18 protein-coding genes and 1 tRNA gene are annotated in these 19539 nt (G+C 67.7%); 7 read left to right on the top strand and 12 right to left on the bottom strand.

What is annotated here, in order from left to right; translation table 11 throughout:
• The first annotated feature begins 13 nt into the window (after positions 1–13).
• The gene (locus tag ACSQ2H_RS16915; RefSeq protein WP_436062550.1) at positions 14–1126 is read left to right on the top strand and encodes an NAD(P)/FAD-dependent oxidoreductase; all 1113 of its coding nucleotides are present in this window, start codon (positions 14–16) and stop codon (positions 1124–1126) included.
• On the opposite strand, the gene ACSQ2H_RS16910 is transcribed toward ACSQ2H_RS16915, so the two are convergent.
• Genes ACSQ2H_RS16910 through ACSQ2H_RS16900 form a run of 3 tightly spaced genes read right to left on the bottom strand, consistent with a single transcriptional unit; the run spans position 1123 to position 5088 of the window.
• Entirely contained in the window at positions 1123–2349 is a 1227-nt protein-coding gene (locus ACSQ2H_RS16910; protein ID WP_436062549.1) for a PQQ-dependent sugar dehydrogenase, read from the bottom strand. The genes ACSQ2H_RS16915 and ACSQ2H_RS16910 overlap by 4 nt on opposite strands.
• Positions 2350–2368: 19 nt before the next feature.
• Positions 2369–4060 carry an asparagine synthase (glutamine-hydrolyzing) gene (asnB, locus tag ACSQ2H_RS16905; RefSeq protein ID WP_436062548.1) on the bottom strand — a complete coding sequence of 564 codons (1692 nt, stop codon included), beginning with the start codon at positions 4058–4060 and terminating at the stop codon, positions 2369–2371.
• Positions 4060–5088: a glycosyltransferase gene (locus ACSQ2H_RS16900; protein WP_436062547.1), complete on the bottom strand. Its 1029-nt coding sequence runs from the start codon at positions 5086–5088 to the stop codon at positions 4060–4062. Before ACSQ2H_RS16900 ends, asnB begins: the two co-directional genes overlap by 1 nt.
• Positions 5089–5213: 125 nt before the next feature.
• Here ACSQ2H_RS16900 and ACSQ2H_RS16895 point away from each other — a divergent pair.
• Positions 5214–5290 (top strand) — tRNA-Met (locus ACSQ2H_RS16895).
• Between the two features lie 61 nt (positions 5291–5351).
• Here ACSQ2H_RS16895 and ACSQ2H_RS16890 read toward each other — a convergent pair.
• Positions 5352–6014, bottom strand: coding sequence for a DsbA family oxidoreductase (locus tag ACSQ2H_RS16890; RefSeq protein WP_436062546.1), 663 nt, complete (start codon positions 6012–6014; stop codon positions 5352–5354).
• Positions 6015–6166: 152 nt separating this feature from the next.
• On the bottom strand, positions 6167–6352 hold the full coding sequence (locus ACSQ2H_RS16885) for a hypothetical protein (protein WP_436062545.1): 186 nt from the start codon (positions 6350–6352) through the stop codon (positions 6167–6169).
• Positions 6353–6474: 122 nt separating this feature from the next.
• Between ACSQ2H_RS16885 and ACSQ2H_RS16880 the strand changes: the two genes are divergently transcribed.
• The gene (locus ACSQ2H_RS16880) at positions 6475–6786 is read left to right on the top strand and encodes a hypothetical protein (protein WP_436062544.1); all 312 of its coding nucleotides are present in this window, start codon (positions 6475–6477) and stop codon (positions 6784–6786) included.
• On the opposite strand, the gene ACSQ2H_RS16875 is transcribed toward ACSQ2H_RS16880, so the two are convergent.
• Positions 6787–6960, bottom strand: coding sequence for a hypothetical protein (locus ACSQ2H_RS16875; protein WP_436062543.1), 174 nt, complete (start codon positions 6958–6960; stop codon positions 6787–6789).
• 66 nt (positions 6961–7026) lie between these two features.
• Positions 7027–7437: a hypothetical protein gene (locus tag ACSQ2H_RS16870; RefSeq protein WP_436062542.1), complete on the bottom strand. Its 411-nt coding sequence runs from the start codon at positions 7435–7437 to the stop codon at positions 7027–7029.
• A gap of 253 nt (positions 7438–7690) precedes the next feature.
• On the opposite strand from ACSQ2H_RS16870, the gene ACSQ2H_RS16865 reads away from it, so the two are divergent.
• Positions 7691–7897 (top strand): hypothetical protein, encoded by a 207-nt coding sequence (locus ACSQ2H_RS16865; RefSeq protein WP_436062541.1) that lies wholly within the window; start codon positions 7691–7693, stop codon positions 7895–7897.
• Here the strand turns inward: ACSQ2H_RS16865 and ACSQ2H_RS16860 are convergent.
• From ACSQ2H_RS16860 to ACSQ2H_RS16840, 5 genes are all read right to left on the bottom strand, one after another.
• On the bottom strand, positions 7894–9534 hold the full coding sequence (locus tag ACSQ2H_RS16860; protein ID WP_436062540.1) for a M10 family metallopeptidase C-terminal domain-containing protein: 1641 nt from the start codon (positions 9532–9534) through the stop codon (positions 7894–7896). The two genes, ACSQ2H_RS16865 and ACSQ2H_RS16860, sit on opposite strands and share 4 nt — an antisense overlap.
• 101 nt (positions 9535–9635) lie before the next feature.
• Positions 9636–10259 (bottom strand): class I SAM-dependent methyltransferase, encoded by a 624-nt coding sequence (locus tag ACSQ2H_RS16855; protein WP_436062539.1) that lies wholly within the window; start codon positions 10257–10259, stop codon positions 9636–9638.
• Positions 10260–10298: 39 nt separating this feature from the next.
• Positions 10299–11408 carry a response regulator gene (locus ACSQ2H_RS16850; RefSeq protein ID WP_436062538.1) on the bottom strand — a complete coding sequence of 370 codons (1110 nt, stop codon included), beginning with the start codon at positions 11406–11408 and terminating at the stop codon, positions 10299–10301.
• A 183-nt stretch (positions 11409–11591) separates the two neighbouring features.
• Positions 11592–14117: a TonB-dependent receptor gene (locus ACSQ2H_RS16845; RefSeq protein ID WP_436062537.1), complete on the bottom strand. Its 2526-nt coding sequence runs from the start codon at positions 14115–14117 to the stop codon at positions 11592–11594.
• A gap of 393 nt (positions 14118–14510) precedes the next feature.
• Positions 14511–17240: a TonB-dependent receptor gene (locus ACSQ2H_RS16840; protein ID WP_436062536.1), complete on the bottom strand. Its 2730-nt coding sequence runs from the start codon at positions 17238–17240 to the stop codon at positions 14511–14513.
• 511 nt (positions 17241–17751) lie between these two features.
• Here ACSQ2H_RS16840 and queC point away from each other — a divergent pair.
• Genes queC through ACSQ2H_RS16825 form a run of 3 tightly spaced genes read left to right on the top strand, consistent with a single transcriptional unit; the run spans position 17752 to position 19536 of the window.
• Positions 17752–18483, top strand: coding sequence for a 7-cyano-7-deazaguanine synthase QueC (gene queC / locus ACSQ2H_RS16835; RefSeq protein ID WP_436062535.1), 732 nt, complete (start codon positions 17752–17754; stop codon positions 18481–18483).
• Complete coding sequence (queE, locus tag ACSQ2H_RS16830) at positions 18480–19112, top strand: 7-carboxy-7-deazaguanine synthase (RefSeq protein WP_436062534.1); 633 nt, start codon at positions 18480–18482, stop codon at positions 19110–19112. The genes queC and queE overlap by 4 nt, the downstream gene beginning before the upstream one ends.
• Positions 19113–19155: 43 nt before the next feature.
• Complete coding sequence (locus ACSQ2H_RS16825; RefSeq protein ID WP_436062533.1) at positions 19156–19536, top strand: 6-pyruvoyl trahydropterin synthase family protein; 381 nt, start codon at positions 19156–19158, stop codon at positions 19534–19536.
• Positions 19537–19539: the final 3 nt, after the last annotated feature.

Raw genomic sequence — 19539 nt, 5'->3', positions numbered from 1 at the left:
CTAGGCCTGGGGCATGGCGGATTTCGATTTCGACGCGGTGGTGGTCGGGGCAGGGGCCGTGGGCCTGGCCTGCGGTTATGCGCTCAGCAAGCGTGGTCTGGTGGTCGCGGTGCTGGAGGCGGGACCGATCATCGGCGAGGGCGTTTCCGCCCGCAATTCCGAGGTCATCCACGGCGGGCTCTACTATCCGACCGGCTCGCTGAAGGCGCGGCTCTGCGTCCAGGGACGGCGCGCGCTCTACGGCTTCCTCGACGCGCACAAGGTCGCCTACGACCGCTGCGGCAAACTGGTGGTGGCGACCAACGCCGAGGAGGTCGCGCGGCTCGACGGCATCCTGGAGCAGGCGCAGACCAACGACGTCGAGGGCATGGCGCGGCTGACCAAGGCCCAGGCCTTGGCGCTCGAACCGCAGCTCAACTGCGAGGCGGCGCTGATCTCGCCGGAAAGCGGCGTGTTCGACAGCCACGGCTACATGCTGGCCCTGCAGGGCGAGATCGAGGCGGCCGGCGGGGCGGTGGTCACCTCCACGCCGTTCGAAGGCGCGACGCCGCTGGACGGCGGCGGCTACAGTATCCGCGCCGGCGGCGCCGAGCCGACCACCCTGACCGCGCGCCTGCTGGTCACCGCGCCAGGGCTGTCGGCCCAGGCGGTCGCTGGCGAGATCGAGGGCTTCCCGGAAGATACGATCCCGCCGCTGCACTACGGCAAGGGCGTCTACTTCCGGCTCAGCGGCAAGGCGCCCTTCGCGCGGCTCATCTATCCGCCGCCGATCCCCGGCGCGCTCGGCACCCACTACCGCCGCGACCTCGGCGGCCAGGCGGTGTTCGGCCCGGACCTGCATTATGTCGACGAGCTGGACTACAGCGTCGATCCGGCGCTGGGCGACGAGTTCTACGCCTACATCCGCAAGTTCTGGCCGGCCCTGCCGGACGGCGCCCTGGCCCCCGACTACGCCGGTATCCGGCCCAAGCTGCACGGACCCGGCGAGCCGCAGCCCGACTTCCGCATCGACGGGCCGGAAAAGCACGGCCTGGCCGGGCTGGTGACGCTGTTCGGCATCGAGAGCCCGGGCCTGACCTCCTCGCTGGCGATCGGCGAAGAGGTGGCCGGGCGGCTGGGGCTCTAGCCCTTCGGCGTGACCTTCAAGACCCGGCCGTTCTTGCTGTCGGTCGCCAGGTAGAGCGCGCCGTCCGGGCCGACGATGACGTCTCGGATGCGTTCGTTGAGGTCGGTCAGCAGCCGTTCTTCACCGACCACCTTGCCGTCCTGCATGACCAGGCGGACCACGGCCTTGCTGGCCAGCCCGCCGATCAGGATGTTTCCCTTCCAGGCCGGGAACAGATCGGCCTCGTAGAAGGCCATGCCGGCGGGCGCGATCACGGGGTCCCAGTAGTAGACGGGCTGCTCCATGCCGTCCTTGGCGGTGAGGCCGGCGCCGATCGGCTTGCCCGAGTACTCAAGGCCGTAGGTGATGGTCGGCCAGCCGTAGTCCTTGCCGGCCTGCGGCTGGTTCAGCTCGTCGCCGCCGCGCGCGCCGTGTTCGACTTCCCACAGCTTGCCGGTCTTGGGATCGATGGCGGCCGACAGGATGTTGCGGTGGCCGTAGGACCAGATTTCCGGCTTCACGCCGGCCTTGCCGACGAACGGGTTGTCCTTGGGGATCGAGCCGTCGGCATTGATCCGCACCACTTTGCCCAAGGTGCCGTCCAGGCGCTGGGCCTGGGCGCGTCCTTCCAGGATCGAGCGCTCGCCGGTGGTGATGAACAGCGTGCCGTCCGGCGCGAACACCAGGCGGCCGCCATAGTGCTTGGTCGAGTTCAGCGACGGCGTCTGGCGGAAGATGACCTGCACGTTCTCGATGCGATCGCCGGTCAGCTTGCCGCGCGCCACGGCGGTGTTGTTGGTCCCGTTGTCGGCCGGCTCGGCGTAAGCCCAGTAGATCAGGCCGTTCTCGGCGAACTTCGGATCCACCGCCAGGCCCAGCAGGCCGCCCTGGTCCGCGCCGACCACGGCGGGCAGGCCGAGGACGGGTCCCGACAGCTTGCCGTCGGTCCCCAGGATCCGCAGCTGGCCGAGATGCTTCTCGCTGATCAGCAGCCGGCCGTCGGGCAGGAAGGCCAGCCCCCAGGGCATGTCCAGGCCTTCGGCGACCGTCGTCACTTGCAGGGCGACGTTGGACTTCACCTCCGGGGCGCGGGTCTGGCCGGCGAAGGCCGGCTTCTGGTCGGGCGCGTTCGCAGGCTTGGAATCGACCGGTGCGCCGGTCTTTGCCGACTGGGCCTGTCCGTCCGATCCGCCGCAGGCGGCGACCAGGGCGGCGAGGGCGGTGGTGATCAGCAGGCGGCGCATGAAGGGACTCCCGTTGGGTTCAGCGGCGGCCGACGACCGCGGCCAGGGCCTCGGTCGGAGCGGCGCCTTCAAGGTGGATCAGCGACCAGACTGCAAAGAACAACAGCGGCCAGCGTCCGGTTGCCTGGGCCGTGAAGGCGGCGCCGGCGTCAGGACCAAGAACGCGTCGAACGGCCTCGACCTCGCCGATCCGCGCGGCGATCTCGCCGGCCCGCGGGGCGATCCAGGCGTCGACCGGCACGGTGAAACCCTTCTTGCGGCCCCAGGGATCGGCGGCCGGGCAGGTGCGCTCGAGCCACTTGCGCAGCAGCCACTTCCCGTAGCGGCCCTGGACCTTCATGCGGTCAGGCAGCGGAAAGGCGAACTCGGCCACCTGCGGGTCGAGGAACGGCGTGCGCCCCTCCAGGCCATGCGCCATCAGGCAGCGGTCCAGTTTCAGCAGCAGGTCGTTGGGCAGCCAGGTGGCGATGTCGGCCCACTGGGCCCGCTGCAGGCCCGACAGCCCCTTGGGCGCCTGCGCGGCCGCGCGCCAGCGCTCGACCACAGCCTTGTCGGCGTGGCGCGGCTCGGCGGGACGTCCGCCCAGCCAGGCCGGCCGCAGGGCGCGGCGATAGCGGCCGTAGCCGCCGAACAGCTCGTCACCGCCTTCGCCGGTCAGCACCACGGTCAGCGTGCCCTTGGCGGCCTCGGCCAGCTTGTACGTCGGCAGGGCGGCGTAGTCGGCGGTCGGATCGTCCATCGCCCAGGCGACCTGCGGCAGGATCCGCCAGAAGTCCTCTTCGCCGAAGCTGGTCTCGCGCCAGTCGAGGTTCAGCGCCGCAGCCACCCGCTCGGCCTGGCCCCGCTCGTCTCGGGCGCCGGGCGCCTCGAACCCGCAGGTGAAGGCGGTCACCGGTCGCGCGTTCAGCCGCGCCATCAGGGTGGCGATGGTCGCCGAGTCGACGCCGCCCGACAGGAACAGGCCATAGGGCACGTCTGAGCGCTGGTGCACCCGCACGCTGTCTTCGAGCACAGCATCCAGGCGCTGGATCAATTGGGTTTCGTCGCCGCCCCGCGAAGGCGGTTTCGTGACGATGGCCGAGCGAACCTCGCGCGGGATGATCTTGCCGTCGACGACCTCGACGATCTCGCCCGGGGCCAGCCGGCGCAGGCCCTGGAAGATCGCTTCGTCGGTCAGGGTGTAGTTGAAGGCCAGCAGTTCGCGCGCGCGGTCTTCCGACAGCTCCGCGCCGATCAGCCCGGCCGCCAGGAACGCTCGCGGCTCCGAGGCGAAGGCCACCGAGCCCTGGTGCTCGAGCAGGTAGAGCGGCTTGATGCCGAACGGGTCGCGCACCAGCCAGGTGCGGCCGTCCGCCCCGACGAGGCAGAAGGCGTACATGCCGCGCAGGCGATGGAACGCCGCCGGCCCCTCCTGGGCGTAGATGTGCAGCAGCGGCTCGAAGTCTGAGCCTGTGCCCATCTGGCCCTCGAGTCCGAATTCCTGGGCCAACTCGACGTAGTTGTAGATCTCGCCGTTGCCGATGACGGTCGACCCGGCGCCGTGCAGCGGCTGCCAGCCGCCCTCCAGGTCGATGATCGACAGCCGGGCGTGGGCCAGCGAACGCCCGTCCGCCTCCTCGACGAACACGCCGTCCGGGCCGCGGTGGGTCAGGGCTTCGATCATCGGGCGGGCCGAGCCGCCCGCGCCGAGGATCCCGGCGATGCCGCACATCAGCCGGCTCCGTAGTCGGCGAACAGCCGCCGCCACTGGGCGACCACCGCGGCGGGCGAGAACTCCGCCTCCACGCGCTCGGACCCGTTCTGCACCATGCGGATGCACAGCATCGGATCGGCGATCATCCGGTTGACCGCCTCGGCCAGCGCGCCGGCGTCGTCGATCGGCACCAGCAGGCCGTCTTCTTCGTTGCGGATCAGCGCTGAGGGCCCCTGGCTGGCGGCGGCGACCACTGGCAGGCCGTGCGCCCAGGACTGGATGACCACGTTGCCGAGCGGCTCGTAGCGTGACGGGAAGACGCAGATGTCGGCCGCCCGGTAGAGCGCCGAGGGATCGTTGCGCCAGCCCAGGAACCGCACGCGGCGCGCGACGCCGAGCGCCTCGGCCATCGCCTTCAGCTTGGTCTCCAGCGCCCCGGCCCCCGCGATCCAGAGGTAGGCGTCGGGGACCTTGACCAGGGCCTCCAGCGCCACGTCGTGGGCCTTGGCTTCATGCAGCCGGCCCATGGCCAGCAGCAGCGGGACATCCTCGGGGGTGTTCAATGCGGCCCGGTCGGCCGGCGCGGTGTCTGGGGGCGCAAGCGCGAAGTTGGGGATGTAGCGGACCTTGCCCGCCGGCCAGCCCTGGCCCACCACCCAGTCGGCGATGTCCTCGGTGTTGGCGACCAGTTCTTCGAAGCCCTTGTAGTACTTCAGGCTGTAGTAGCCGCCGAGCCGGCCGATCCGCGCCCAGGGGCCGGTCGGCGTATGCCGCGCCGCCCGGTTCATCCAAGCCAGGGCCAGCTTCACGTCGTTGCGTCCGGCGAACGCCTTGATCTTCGGTTTGGTCAGCAGGTCGATGGGGCCGCCGAATCGGAAGACGCCCGTCGGCACGTCCAGCCGCTGCAGGGCCGATTCGCGGTTCGGATTGGCGCGGATAGCGGCGGCCTGCTTGACCCCGTCGTCGGCCAGGGCCGCGATCAGATCGAGGAAATAGGTCTCCGCGCCGCCTTCGCCGGCCGTTCCCAAAAGATGCAGGACGCTCATGCCGGGGCGACCCTAGTGTGGGCCGCGGCAAAACGGAATCCGCTTTTGGGCGACAGGTCGCATCCTACCCGCTTGAAGATGCGAAAAACCCAATCTATAACCCGCGCCTCGCCGAAAGGCCCGGCGGCTGGGTAGCTCAGATGGTTAGAGCGGTGGATTCATAACCCACAGGTCGGCGGTTCGATCCCGCCCCCCGCCACCACTTCAAAACGCTTCGGCCAGACGGCCGAAGAGCTTCAAGACATTGGTGTTTGACGACGGCCTCAGCTCGCCGCTGCAGCTGTCTCCGCGGCGATCGTGCGAATGGCGCGCTCGAATGCGTCCGCCGGTTGCCCGCCGGAGATGAGATAGCGGTCGTTGACGATCACCGCCGGCACCGAACTGATCCCCGCCTGATACCAGTGGCGCTCGGCGGCGCGGACCTCTTCGGCGTAGCGCCCGCTGTCCAGCACCTCGCGGGCGGCGGCGGCGTCCAGTCCGGCGGCCTGCGCGGCGGCGACCAGCACCTCGTGATCGGCCGGGCTCTGGTTCTGGGTGAAGTACGCATCGAACAGCGCCCGCTTGAGCGCGTGCTGACCACCGACGATCCCGGCCCAATGCAGCAGCCGGTGGGCGTCGAAGGTGTTGTAGATTCGGCTCTGCTCGTTGGTCTTCATCGCAAACCCGACCTCGGCCGCGCGGGCGTGGATCGCGGCGCGGTTGGCGGCCGACTGCTCGGGCGTCGCACCGTACTTCTGCCCGACGTGCTCGACGATGTTCTGGCCTTCCGGCGGCATGTCCGGATTGAGCTCGAAGGGGTGGAAGGTGATCTGCGCCTGCACCAGGTCGCCGACATTGCGCAGCGCTTCTTCCAGGCCGCCCAGGCCGACGATACACCAGGGGCAGGAGACGTCTGAGACGAAGTCGATCTTCATGGGTTGGGTCATGGTGTTTCCCTGGACCTGAACGAACAACGCCCGCGCCGGGGGGAGGGGCGCGGGCGTTTCTCTGTGGACGCGAGACCCGGCGGGGGAACCGGGGAGGGGTGCCTCGCTGTCGAATTGAAGATTGGGATTGGAGCGGGGCTTTTCAATGGCCGCTACTGCGTCAATTCCGCGACCCAGCGGCTCAGCGCCGCCATTTCCTCGCGCGAGCGCGCGATGTCCTGGCGGATCACCACGCAGGTCGCGGGCTCGAAGGCGCCTTTCTCCATATGGATTTCGAGGGCGGCGATCAGGGCCTCCTGCGCGGCTTCAGCGCGCGAGACCGGATAGGTGTTGGACAAGCTACTACTCCCGATTGCAACAACCTTGGCCTTAGGCGAGGAGCTGCGTCAATTGGGGAAGGGCTGATCCGCTATGAACGCGCACATTGCCCGTAGGGCGCCAGTGAGCGATGATCGCCGGCATGAGACGTGGGGCGGATGTGTTGAAGTCGTGGACCTTGCTGGCCGTGGTCGCAGCGACGATGGCGGGATGCTCGCCGCGCGAGTTCAAGGACCGCGCCGGCGAAATTCAGCTGTGGGCCCAGCGGGGCTTCGCCGAATCCCAGGCCGACTATGGCGACAGCTTTGCGACTAGCGGCGGCGGCGGGGGCGGGGTCTATCCGCGGCCGCAGACCGACCCCGCGGCCGAGAAGGCGGCGGCCGAAAAGGCCGCGGCGGACGCCGCGCCGCCACCGCCCGCGCCTCAGCAGCGGTACGTGGTCATTATTCCCTGATCAGCCGGGACGCTGGTCTTCCAGTTCGCGCAGGCGCGTGAGCCCCCGCGCGTCGGTGGCGTGCCAGAACGCAGGCAGGAAGCGGCGCAGTCCGGTGCGCCAGCGCTTGCGATAGCGCCAACCCTCGCCGTCGGGGGCGATGTCGAGTTCGTAGGCCGGAGGCGCCTTGTCCATCTTTGATCCTCACCGCGGTCCGTTGGGACCCGGCGAGCAGGAACGGCGCCAGCCGGCCCTTTTGGATCAGCGGTGATCGTCGCGCAGATAGACGACGTTGGCGCGGCTGGCGCTGATCAGATGGCCGATCAGGAACCCGGCGAGGGCGACGGCCGCGAGCGCCATGTAAGGCTTTTCGTGCACGAACACGTCGGCCTCTTCGGCCCGCTGCTTGGCCTGAACCTTCAGCTTGCCGTACTGTACTTCGGCCTCGCGGCGCGCCTTGCCGACCTTGTCTTCCATGACGTTGCGAGCGTCACGCGCGAAGGTCGTGGCCGCCTCGGCCAGGGCGCCGGACGCGGCCACGGCGCTCTTCTGGGCGCGCTTGGCGGCCCGCTTGGTTTCGGATTGCACGTCGCTGGCCGCGTCCTTGAAGGTGTCGGCGGCCTCGCGGACGGCGTCGCGGGCCTCGTCGCTGGTTCCGTAGGCGTTGGTCATGGATGCTCTCCGCTCGGTGGACGCGCCGCGCCCGGGTCTCCTGGGTGAGCCCTTGAAACGAGAGCGGAAAGCGAGGGTTCCGGTCAGCTCGGCGAAAAGGCGCCGCGGCGGCGCAGGCGCCACGCGCCGCAAAAATCCTGGGCGCCTACATCAATCTGACATTGCGCTGCAGCAGAATGAGGTTACCTCGACTTTTGCAAGTGCACAGTTGCGTAGGCCCCCTGCGGGTCAAATTGAGGCAATTCCGATGATCATGACGTCCCTTCGCGTTTTCCCCAGCCTGTTCATCGGCCGGCGTGAAGTCCTCCAGGCGGTCGAAAGCCCGGTGGTTTCCGAGACCGAGACGGGGTCGGCGTTCCTCTGCGGCGCCTGCGAAGAAGTCGTGATGACCGGCCGCGACAGCGCGCAGATGCGCGACGTGGTCGTGAAGTGCCGCTGCGGCGAGTACAACCAGCTCTAGATCGAGACGATCCAGCTGCCGGTCAGGCTGGCCGCCGCCACCCCGACCAGGACCATCTGAGCGCCGCCGCTCAGCGAAATGACGACATCCGCACCGACCTGGGCCACGGTCCAGGTCGCGCCTTCGCTGACCAGCACGCGGTCGCCCTCGGCGCGGTTGAAGTCCATCACGCGGTCCACGCCCGCGTCGCCCCAGGTGTGGAAGCTGTCGGCGCCGGCGCCGCCCCACATCGTGTCGTCGCCGCGGTCGCCGGACATCCAGTCGTCCCCGGCCTCGCCGTACATGATGTCGTTGTGCTGGCCGCCGCGCATGATGTCGGCCCCGACGCCGCCGTACAGCGTGTCGTCGCCCATGTTGCCATAGACCAGATCGGCGCCGTTCTCGCCGAATAGCAGGTCGTTGTGCTGGCCGCCGACCACCCAGTCGTCGCCGTCGCCGCCATAGGCGGTGTCCTGGCCCTGATTGCCGTGGATGTCGTCGAAGCCCGCGCCGCCGACGATGTAGTCGTCGCCTGTTTCACCGCGCAGGAAGTCCTGGCCGTCGCCGCCGCTCAGGCTGTCGTTGCCGACCCCGCCATAGAGCACGTCGTCGCCGGCCCCGCCGGTCAGCGCATTGGCCGCGGCGTTGCCGTTGATCGTGTCGGCGCCACTGCCGCCGATGGCGTTCTCGATCGTCACGCCGACGGCGACGGCGACATTGCCGACCAGGCCGCCGACGTTGGAGAACGCGCCTTCGCGCAGGTCGATCAGCTGGCGGACCACGAAGCCGGAGAAGTCGAACGTATCGACGCCGCCGGCGTCCCAGACCGCGAAGATCAGCTTCTGGCCGGAGGCGACCGCATCGAACCATGGCCGGTCAGCGGTGGCGTTGAAGCCGTAGACCGTGTCGCCGGTCCGGGTCGACATGTTCGCCCCGTACTCGAGCTGTGCGGCGGCGATGTCGTCGAGCAGCGGCGCAGCCGAATAGCGGCCCCCGAAGTTGGCGCCGGTGTTCTGTTCGCTGAAGTAGCTCATCACCGTGAACTGGCGAGAGTCTTCATAATAGAGCGCGTCGGCGCTGTAGGTGGGCGAACCGTCGGCATCGTAGTCGGCCGGGTGGCCCAGGCCGATCGCGTGGCCGATCTCGTGCACCAGCACCATGGCGCCATAGTTGCCGACGGCCGGATTGGCGTTGGTGCCCTTGGTCACGTTCACCCACACGTCGCCCGCCCGGGCGGAGGAGGCGGTCGAACCGGGATAGTAGGCGAAGGCGGTGGCGTCCTCGGCCCCGCTCGAATAGTTGCCGAACAGGATGGTGGCGGAATCCGAGTACGCCGCCTCGCTGCTGCTGCCGATCCCGACGCGCATGAAGCGGATGTTGGCGACGTCGCTCCAGCCATGCAGGGCCAGCTCGGTCTGCTCGATCTGGGCCGCGTTAAATCGCGAGAAGCCAGCCGTGTCGTCCGGCATGCTGGTCGGGCCGGTGGCGCGGAACGCATAGGTGATCGTGGCCGGCATCCCCAGCACGCCCGACCAACCCGGTTCGCCGCGGATGATCTGGTCGGCCGCCTGCGCCACGGTGTAGCTCTGCTTGCCGTCGATCAGGCCGCCGCGGGCGTCGGCGTTCACGAAATACTGCGGGGCGGTTTCAAGCGACATGGGTAAGCTCCGTGCGCCTCTGGCGGGCGCGTGCGGCGGGTCTGGCTGCAAGGGCGCCAGGGCGCTGATCCACTCCTAGCGCCCGGGACTTGCGAAACACTTTACGCTGGCGCGGCGGCCCCCCACTCGTTCCATCCGGCGATGCGGGGTGTCCCAGGCAGATACATCGTCTCCGATCGTTCGATACGAAAACCGGCGGCGGCGATGGCGCTCGTCACCGGGCGGGTCAGGTGGCAGCCGCCGGCCAGGCGTTTCCACAGCGGCTCGACCCGCCGCTGCCACTTGGCGACGTCGGGATCGGGAGCCAGGCCATGCTCGCAATAGAGCAGCCGCCCGTCAGGCCTCAGGACGCGGCGGGCTTGGGCCAGGGCGGCGGCCGGAGTGTGCACCGAGCAAAGCGTGAACGTGCAGACGACGGTGTCGAACGCGCCGTCCTCGAAGGGCAGGTCCTCGGCGGTCCCATCGGCGATCGTGACGTTGAGTCTGGGGTCGCGCGGCGCGGCCATCGCCTGGGCGCGCAACTCGGCTGCGGGATCGACGCCGGCCACGCTGGCCACCTTGGCCGCATCGTAGAGCGCGAGGTTCAGACCCATGCCGACGCCAAGTTCGAGCACCCTGCCTTGCGCCAACGGCACGACCTTGGCGCGCTGCTTCATCATTGGCGGCGAGGCGCACGCGCAGGTCAGCAGCTTGGGCAGGATCCGGCGTTCGTAGAAGGTGGCCATGGGCCGACGATGGCCCCAGATGGCGGGCGCGGCTAGCCCCTACGCAGCGGCAGCGTCGTCGCTCGAGCCGCCAAGGTTTTCCTGCAGGGTGCGCAGCAGGTGTTCCGGCTTCATCGGCTTCTCGACCACGCCGTTCATGCCGGCCTTCAGATAGCCGGCGGCGTCTTCGGGATCGGCGTTGGCGGTCAGGGCGATGATCGGCACGCGGCCGGGCGCGCCGGGCAGGGCGCGGATCTCGCGCGTGGCGGTGACGCCGTCCATGCGCGGCATCTTGATGTCCATCAGGATCAGGTCGAAGCGGCCGGTGCGGGCGGCCTCGACCGCCTCGACGCCGTCGGTCGCCGATTCCGAGGTGCAGTCGAACATCTCGCAGAGGGTCTCGGCGACCATGCGGTTGGTGGCGTTGTCGTCGACGACCAGGATGTGGGCCGCGCGCTCGGTCTGGCCCAGGGTTTCCTCGGCCGGGATTTCCTCGTGGGCGGTCGGAACGTCGACTTCGAAGACCAGGGTCTCGCCGGTGCCGACATTGGCCTCGGCTCGAACCTGACCGTCCATCGCATCGACGATCTTGCGGCTGAGCGCGACGCCGAGCGCGGTTTCCAGCCCGAACAGCGCTTCGATCTCGCGCAGGTCCAGGGCGCGGTCGCCCATGACCCGGTCGGCCGCGCCGCGGATGCGGCCTTCCAGCCGCGTGGAGTCGCCGTCGGCCACGGCCTTCAGCGTCGCTTCCACCGCGCCGCGGCGGACGCCGGCCAGCGCCTGGGCGATGAAGGCGTCGAAGATCTGGTTGATGCGCCCACTGTCGACCATGACCAGGGCGTCGGGATCGCCGTCGTAGGAGACCAGCAGGGTGACGCCGCCGTCGGTGGCGCGTTCTTCCCAGCGGGCCTGGACGTCGTCGGCGAGTTCGGCGGCGCGTCGCGGCTGCAGGTCGAAAGACAGGCCATCGGAAGCGGCCGCTTTCAAGTCGGAGGACGACACCAGGATCTGCCGGACCGCCCGGGCGGCCTCGGTGACGCCGGCGACGCACGCCTGCGCATCCGCGCCCATCGGTTGACGGGCAAGGCGTTCGGCAAGCGCTAGAACGCCTTCCATCTGCTGATGGATTTCGCTCGTGACGCGCTCGTAAAAGAACTCGGGCAGAGACATGAACGCCAGGGTCCAAAGGGAACTTATGCTCAGCATGGGCCTAAGCGCTTGCGGAGACGTTAAATTCCACCCAGGGTTAGCGTAAATTGACGCTATGTCGAAAAGACGGGTCGGGTTCCCGACAACAGAAAGGGCGGCGGGATTTCTCCCGCCGCCCTTCGCCGTTTCAGCCAGGGACCTGGCTTAGAAGCGGTACTGCAGCTCCACGCCGTAGGTGCGCGGCTGGATCAGGCCGCGGGTGATCGCGGTGCTGGTCTGGCGCAGATAGTTGGATCCGCCGACCGACAGGCCCGGGTTCGGGTTGGCGAACACCGCCGTCGGGTTGGTCGACGAGGTCGAGGTGAAGCCCTCTTCGTCGGTCAGGTTCTTCACGTAGCCGATGAGCGAGTAGCGGTCCTGGGCGTCCTTCCACAGCACCCGCAGGTCGGCGGTGCCGTAGGCCGGCACGGCGAAGTCGGGGTTGTCGAAGGGCTGGTAGGTGGTTTCGTCGGTCCAGGTGTAGCTGCCCGAGAGGATCAGCGAGCCCGGCTCGAAGTCGAAGGTGTAGTTGGCGTTCAGCGCGAACTTGTTCTCCGGCGACTGGTAGATCCTCGATCCGGCCAGGTCCTGGAACACCAGCAGCACGCCGTTGGTCGTCGCCGTGCCGCCCGACGGACGGGCGGTCGACTTCAGGGCGCTCGGGTCCGCCGGGTCGTAGAAGCAGCAGCCCTTGGTGATCTCGGTGTGCAGGTAGCCGTACGAGGCCGAGATCTGCAGCGGCTGGATCGGTTGCCACATGGCTTCCAGTTCCAGGCCGTAGGCTTCGGCGTCGACGTTGACGAAGTTGTTCGAGGCCGAGGTGCCGGCCGCGTTCAGCTGCGACAGGTTCAGCTGCAGGCCTTGGAAGTCGTTGTAGAAGGCCGAGGCGTTGAGGATCAGGCGCCCGCCGATGGTCTGCTTCAGGCCGATTTCGTAGGCGTTGACCGTCTCTTCGTCGGCGGTCGGCTTCGGCGCCAGGGTGCCGAGCAGGAAGCCGCCCGACTTATAGCCGCGGCTGTACTTGGCGTAGACCAGGGTGTCGTCGTTCGGCGTCCAGTCGAGGTTCAGGGTGCCGGTGACGGCGGACCAGGAGTCCGACAGGTTGCGGAAGTTCTGCACGCCAGGGCGGGTCGGGTCCATGTCGCTGGACACGTCCACGGCCGCGCCGCCGAAGGCGCTGGTCGGGTTGAACAGCACGAGGCGCTGGGACTCGTAGCCGTCCTTTTCATCCTTGGTGTAGCGCAGGCCGCCGGTCAGCGCCCATTGGTCGTTGAACTTGTAGGTCGCTTGGCCGAACGCCGCCCACGCCTTGGATTCCAGTTGCGCCTGGTTGTCGGCGAAGTTGCGCGTCGGGTTGGTCGACGGCAGGCCGGCGGCCGCCAGCGACGAGACGGCGGCGGCCGCGCCGTTGATCGAGCCGTAGTAGAAGGACGGGGTCGCCAGTTGCGTCTGCAGCGGGCTGCCGAGCTGGATGCGCTGCTTGTACTCTTCCTTGTACTGGTAGAGGCCGAGGATCCAGTTCAGCGGGCCGTCGCTGTTCGACGACAGGTTGATTTCGTTAGAGAAGTACCGCTTGTGCTCGTCGAAGTCGGTGGTCAGGTCGCTGAAGACCGGCACGCCGTTCATCAGATACGACGTCGTGCGGTTGGTGCCGTCGTAGTCGCCGCCGGTCTGATAGTTGTACTGCTGCAGACCGCCGATGTACTTCAGGCTCGCCCAGCCCAGATCATAGGTGATGGAGGTCGTGAACAGGTGGTTGCCGCGCAGCTGGCCATAGCCGTCGCGGTTGGTCGATTGCTTGTAGGGATCGGCGACGCCCGGATTGGCGGTGGTCATCCCATACTGACCGTTCGGCACCAGGCCGCCGATCGGCTGGAAGAAGCGGGTGGTGTCGTAGGGGGTGATCTGGTTGGCGAGGCGGTCGCCGACGCCGGTCGAGTCATCCCAGTTCGAACGCGAGTAGCGGGCCCAGACGTCCAGGTTGTCGCCCAGCTCGGCCTCGGCCTGGATTTCGAAGTAGGTGCGCTTGATGGTGGCGCCGTCGTTGGCCCCGCCGACGTTCTCGATGAAGCCGTCGCGCTGCCAGTCCTGGCTGCCGCCGATCTTGAAGCGCAGGTTGTCGGCCACCGGGATCGAGACGACGCCTTCGATCTTGGTGCGGTCGAAGTTGCCGTAGCCGGCGCGGATCTCGCCGCCGAACTCGTGCGACGGGCGCTTGGAGATGGTGTTCAGCGCGCCGCCCATGGCGTTACGGCCGTACAGCGTGCCCTGCGGGCCGCGCAGGATTTCGGTGCGCTCGACGAACATCGAGCTCTTGAACAGTTCCGACGACGAGGCCGAGTAGAAGCCGTCGGTGTAGGCGGCCACGCCCGGGTCGTTGCCGATGTAGAAGGTGTTGCGGCCGGCGCCGCGCAGCGACACGCGGTCGGTGCCCGAGTAGTTCATGCCCGGCGTGAAGTTCACGAAGTCCTGGATGCCGGTCATGCCGCGCACGTCGCGCTGCTCGGAGGTGTAGGCCGAGACCGCGACCGGCACGTCCTGCAGCGCCTGCTCGCGCTTCTCGGCCGTGACGACCAGTTCCTCGATCTGGAAGGGTTCCTGGGCGAAGGCCGGCGCGGAAATCGCCGAGAGCGTCAGAACCGAAGCGCTCAGGGCCAGCATGGTCCGCAGACGCGGGGCGTTGGTAGCCATCAGTATCCTCCCAGGGCGGAGGGGCGTGGGGCGCCCTCTTCGTGTCCGCCCGCATGATGTGCGGTGATCCGGCGCGGGGAGGCGCCGAGGCGAGGAACCTCGGCCGGGTTGGCGCGGCCGTCAATGTGACCCGCGATAACTGAACGCAATTCAGTTGTGCTTTTGAAAGCCTGTGGCCGAAATACCGCGCTTTCAAATCGTGAGTACAAAAATGACCGTCGGTTTTTGACGGATTATGAATCAAAGAAAAACAAAGGCCTTGGGGGGTGCGGCTCTGTGACGCGCCGTACCTGAATCGCAAAATGGCGTTCGGATTCTGCGGTGACGCCAAAGAAAAAGGCCGCCGTCCCGAGGGACGGCGGCCAAGGCCTTGCGGCTGGGTAAATCAGGTCGTCAGAAGCGCTTCTGCAGCGAGACGCCGTAGGTGCGCGGCTCGGTATAGAAGGCGTTGCGGAACAGGCCCGAGGAGTCGTCGGTCAGGTAGAAGTCGGTGATCGCCTCCTCGTCGGTGGCGTTCTTGACGTAGGCGCCGATCTCCCAGCCGTTGGCCGGGTTGCTCAGGGTCAGGGTCAGGTTGACGTTCTGCCAGTCGTCGATCCGGTCCGGCTCGGTGTTGTAGATCCGGGCGAAGGTCTCGGTCTGCTTGTAGTAGTCGCCGCGCGCGGTCAGCGACCAGTCGTTGCCGAAGTCCCAGGTGTATTGGGCGCCCAGCGAGACGGTCCAGTGCGGCGCGTTCGGCAGTTCCCGACCTTCGAGCGAGAGCGGGACGCCGTCGCTGACCAGGCCGCCGAAGGCGTTGGTGCCCACCGCCAGCGCGCCGCTGCCGATGTTGGTGCCCGCGCCGGCGGTCGAGACCGGGGTGCAGACGCCCAGCAGGGCGAACGGGTTGTTGGTGGCGTTGGAGACCGCCAGCGCCGTCTGGGCCGCAGCCATGTTGACCACGCAGTTCGACGCCGCGCTCGACTTCACCAGAACCAGGTTCGGGTTGCTGCCGGTGCGGTTGAACGTGTCGATCGAGGTGCCGGAGCTGATCTCGGTGTCCAGCCAGCCGATCTGCGCGTTGAGGCGCAGGCCTTCCAGCGGTTGCCAGACGCTCTCCAGCTCGACGCCCTTGATCTTGGCGTCGATGTTCTCGTTGGTCGAGGCGCGGTTGACGATCTTGGAGACCTGATAGCCCTGGTAGTCGTAATAGAAGCCAGTCAGGTTCAGGGTCATCGTGCCGTTCAGCACCGTGTTCTTGGTGCCGATTTCGTAGGCGTTGATGAATTCCGGATCGAAGGTCGGCGGACCGCAGATCACGCCGGCGCCGCCGCTGCAGGGGGAGTTCAGGCCCCCGGCCTTATAGCCGCGCGAGAAGAAGGCGTAGATCAGGGTGTCGTCGGTGAAGTCGAGGTCCGGCTTCCAGTCGAAGCCGATCCGGCCAGTGGTCTCCTTGAACTCGACATGCAGGATGTCCGGAGTGCCCGGCAGCGGTCCGGCGATGCCGACGCCCGGGATGCCCAGGTTGACCTGGTGGTTCTCGACCTCCTTGTCGTCGACCGTGTAGCGCAGGCCGCCGGTGAACTTCAGGGTGTCGGTCGCCTGCCAGTAGAGCTCGCCGAAGAAGGCGTGCGAACGCAGGTCGTAGGGGCCGTAGGCGTCGTAGTAGTTGCGGCCCACGCGGGTCGGCTCGTAGTTCGGATCGACCGAGACGCAGGGCGCGGCGCCGACGCAGTTCGGGTTGCCTGTGCTGAACAGGTTGTTGATCTGGTAGTAGCCGGTCCCGGTGTTGAACATCACGTAGTAGTCGCCGGTCGCCTGGTAGCGAACCATGATCCCGCCGACGTTGAAGTTGAACGGGCCGTCATAGGCCGACTGCAGTCGCAGCTCCTGGCTCCAGCCCTTGGTGTAGGCCGACGAGATGTCGCTGGTCGTGAACCGGTTGAACGGCTTGTTCTGGGCGTCGTTGATCACGCCGCCGGGGAACAGCGCCGCATAGATGGCGGCGTATCCCGGCACCGCGCCGGCGAAGGCGTTCACCGGGTTCGGCGTGGTGTTGAAGCTCGTGCTCGGGACGTAGCGGTTGTAGTCCTGGCGCGTATAGAGGTCGAAGTCCGTGTACGACGTCAGCCAGGTCAGCCGCAGTTCGTCGGTCAGGTCCCAGTCGACGTTGAACTGATAGATGTCGGTCGTCGATTGGTAGATCGGGTCGAAGGTCGACTCGATGTCGCGGACGTTGGTCGTCTGCATCTTGCCGGCATAGGCGTCGCCGGTCTGGAAGCCGCCGAGCGCGCCGAACAGGCCGCCCAGGGTCGCCTGCGAGTTCACCGTCCCCAGCGCCCCGGCCGAGTAGAGCGAGGTCGCCGAGCAGCCCTGGCTGAACAGTCCGCGCTGAATCTGGCCGATCAGCCCGCCGGCCGCGGCCGAGTAGCCGAGGCCGCCGACGTTCGCCGGGCCCACGTCCTTGGTGCAGAACTGCTTGCCGATCCGCGAGCGGTTGTCGTCCTCGTCGAAGTGATCCCACAGGAAGTAGGCGTGGAAGGTGTCGGTCGGGTTGAACGCCAGGGTGACGCGGGTGCCGAACAGGTCGCGGTCGTCGGCGTCGTTGCCGGTCACTAGGTTGTCGCCGAACCCGTCGCGCTTCAGCCACGAACCGGCGACCCGCAGGGCGAACTGGTCGCCCAGCGGCACGTTGATCATGCCGCGCAGCTTCATGGTGTTGTAGTTGCCGACCTCGCCGCGGATCATCGCCTCGAACTCGTCGATCGGCTTGGCGGTGATCATGTTGACCACGCCGCCGGTGGCGTTGCGTCCGTAGAGCGTGCCTTGCGGCCCGCGCAGCACTTCGACCCGCTCGACGTCGTAGAACTCGGTCTCGAACAGGTTGTTGGAGAGCAGCGGGGCGTTGTTCAGGTGGATGCCGGTGCCGGCGTCGCCGGAGCCGGCGACCAGCTTGGAGCCGATGCCGCGGATCTGGAAGTTGTAGCCGGTGAAGTTCCCCTTGGAGAAGTTCACGTTCGGAACGGCGATGACCAGGTTCGGGCCGCCGTCGATCTTGGCCTTCTCGAGTGCGTCCTGATTGAACGCCGACACCGCGATCGGGACGTCCTGTAGGGCCTCTTCGCGTTTCTGGGCGGTGACCACCAGTTCCTGAATGACGTTCTGGGACCAAGCCGGGGACGCAACTGAACTCAACGCTACAGCGGACGCGCCAACAATCAGCGCGCTCCGCAAATGCAGAGCATTCAACATTCCAGGTTCCTCCCAAGACGCCCACGGCTCTCTACAAACCGGCCTGGTGCGTCACCTTTCGCCGCACGGAGAATTCGTCCTGGGTTGGCGGCCACACCCGCGACAAGGCAAAGGCTCGCGCTCAGTTGTGGAGTCTGTCAACGTGACGTCGTTAAGTTATCGACGATCAGGTCGAAACTAACCAAGCGCTGTTGCTGAAATGCACAAGGTTCGATTGCTTTCAATTGTAAGTGGTCGTGGCGACCTATTTTAGGGTGAAGCTTGCGCGGGCGCGGTATTCGTCGTGCTGCACGTGCGAAATCGTTGTTTCTGCGAACGTTTTAGATTCGGCGGTATGCTGGCAGTCGTGCCGCGGCGACGCGCCGGGCTTCCGATTTGCGCCGCGCGCGCGCATATGGGGCCGATGAGCCAAGCTTCTCCGCAGTCCCGCGCCCTGGTCCTGTTCTCCGGCGGCCAGGATTCCAGCGTCTGCCTCGCCTGGGCGCTGGCCCGGCACGACCATGTCGAGACCGTCGGCTTCGACTACGGCCAGCGGCACGCGGTCGAAATGGAACAGCGTTCTGTGGTTCGCGAGGCGGTCCGCGCGCGGTTCCCGCAATGGGCCGGAAAGCTGGGCGAGGATCATGTCCTCGACCTGACCGGCTTCGGCGCGGTCGGCGACACCGCCATGACCCAGGAGCGGGCCTTCGAGATCACCGAGAAGGGGCTGCCGAACACCTACGTGCCTGGCCGCAACCTCGTCTTCCTGACCTACGCGGCCGCGCTGGCCGATCGCCGCAAACTGAAATTTCTAGTGGGCGGCATGTGTGAGACGGACTTCTCCGGCTATCCAGACTGCCGCCGCGAGACGCTCGACGCGCTGGAGCGCGCGCTCAACCTCGGCATGGCCCAGGACTTCGTCGTCGAGACGCCGCTGATGTGGCTGACCAAGGCGCAGACCTGGGCGCTGGCCCAGGGCCTGGGCGGCGAGGACCTGGTCGACGTCATCGTCCGCGACAGCCACACCTGTTACCGGGGAACCCGTGGCGCGCTGCACGATTGGGGACATGGCTGCGGCGACTGCCCGGCCTGCGACCTGCGCGCCCGGGGCTGGACCGAGTGGGTCGAGGCCGGCCGCCCGGAACTGACGTCATGAGCTACGCCGTCAAAGAGATCTTCCTGACCCTCCAGGGCGAGGGCGGCCAGGCTGGCCAGCCGGCGGTGTTTTGCCGCTTTGCGGGATGCAACCTGTGGTCGGGCCGAGAGGAGGATCGCGCCAAGGCCGTCTGCACCTTCTGCGACACCGACTTCGTCGGCATGGACGGCGAGGGCGGCGGCCGCTTCGCCAGCGCCGACGATCTGGCCGCGGCGGTCGAGGCGGCCTGGACCGGCGGTCCCGAGCACCGGCTGGTGGTCTGCACCGGCGGCGAGCCGCTGCTTCAGGTCGATGCGCCGTTGATCGCGGCCCTGCACGCCCGTGGCTTCCGCATCGCGCTTGAGACCAACGGCACCTTGCCGGTTCCCGACGGGATCGACTGGATCTGCGTCAGCCCCAAAGCCGACGCCGAGGTCGTGCAGACCCACGGCCAGGAACTGAAGCTGGTCTTCCCCCAGGCGCTGGCCCATCCGTCGCGCTTCGAGCACATGGATTTCGAGCGTTTCCTGCTGCAGCCGATGGACGGTCCGGCGCGCGTCGAAAACACCCAGGCGGCGATCGCCTATTGCCTTGCGCACCCCCGGTGGCGTTTAAGCGTCCAGACTCACAAGTACCTCGGCATTCCGTGACACGCGCGCCAAGCGCGGCCGGACGGCCCAAGACCCCTCCCAGATGACCCAGCCGATTTTCGAGATCACCAAGGCCGCGACCTTCGACGCGGCGCACTACTTCCCGGAAGGGCCCGAGCATCGGCCCTACAACAACCTGCATGGCCACTCGTTCAAGGTCGAGGCGACCGTGCGCGGCGCGCCGCAGGAGCCGGTGGGCTGGGTGGTCGACCTCGCCGACCTCGACGCCGAGTTGAAGGCCGTCGCGGCCGAACTCGACCACGGCCTGCTCAACGAAAAGCCGGGCCTCGAGCGTCCGACCCTCGAACACATCTGCCTCTATTTCGCCGAGCGCCTGCAGCCGAAGTTCCCGGGCCTCTCGCGCATCGTCGTCTCGCGCCCGACCATCGGCGAGAGCTGCGCGATGGCGGTGCCCGGCGCCTGACGC

This window comes from Phenylobacterium sp. LjRoot97 (genome assembly GCF_964254345.1).
In the GTDB taxonomy this organism is placed as follows: domain Bacteria; phylum Pseudomonadota; class Alphaproteobacteria; order Caulobacterales; family Caulobacteraceae; genus Phenylobacterium.
Note: the sequence above shows the minus strand (reverse complement) of the source record. Positions and strands in the feature narration are given on the sequence as shown.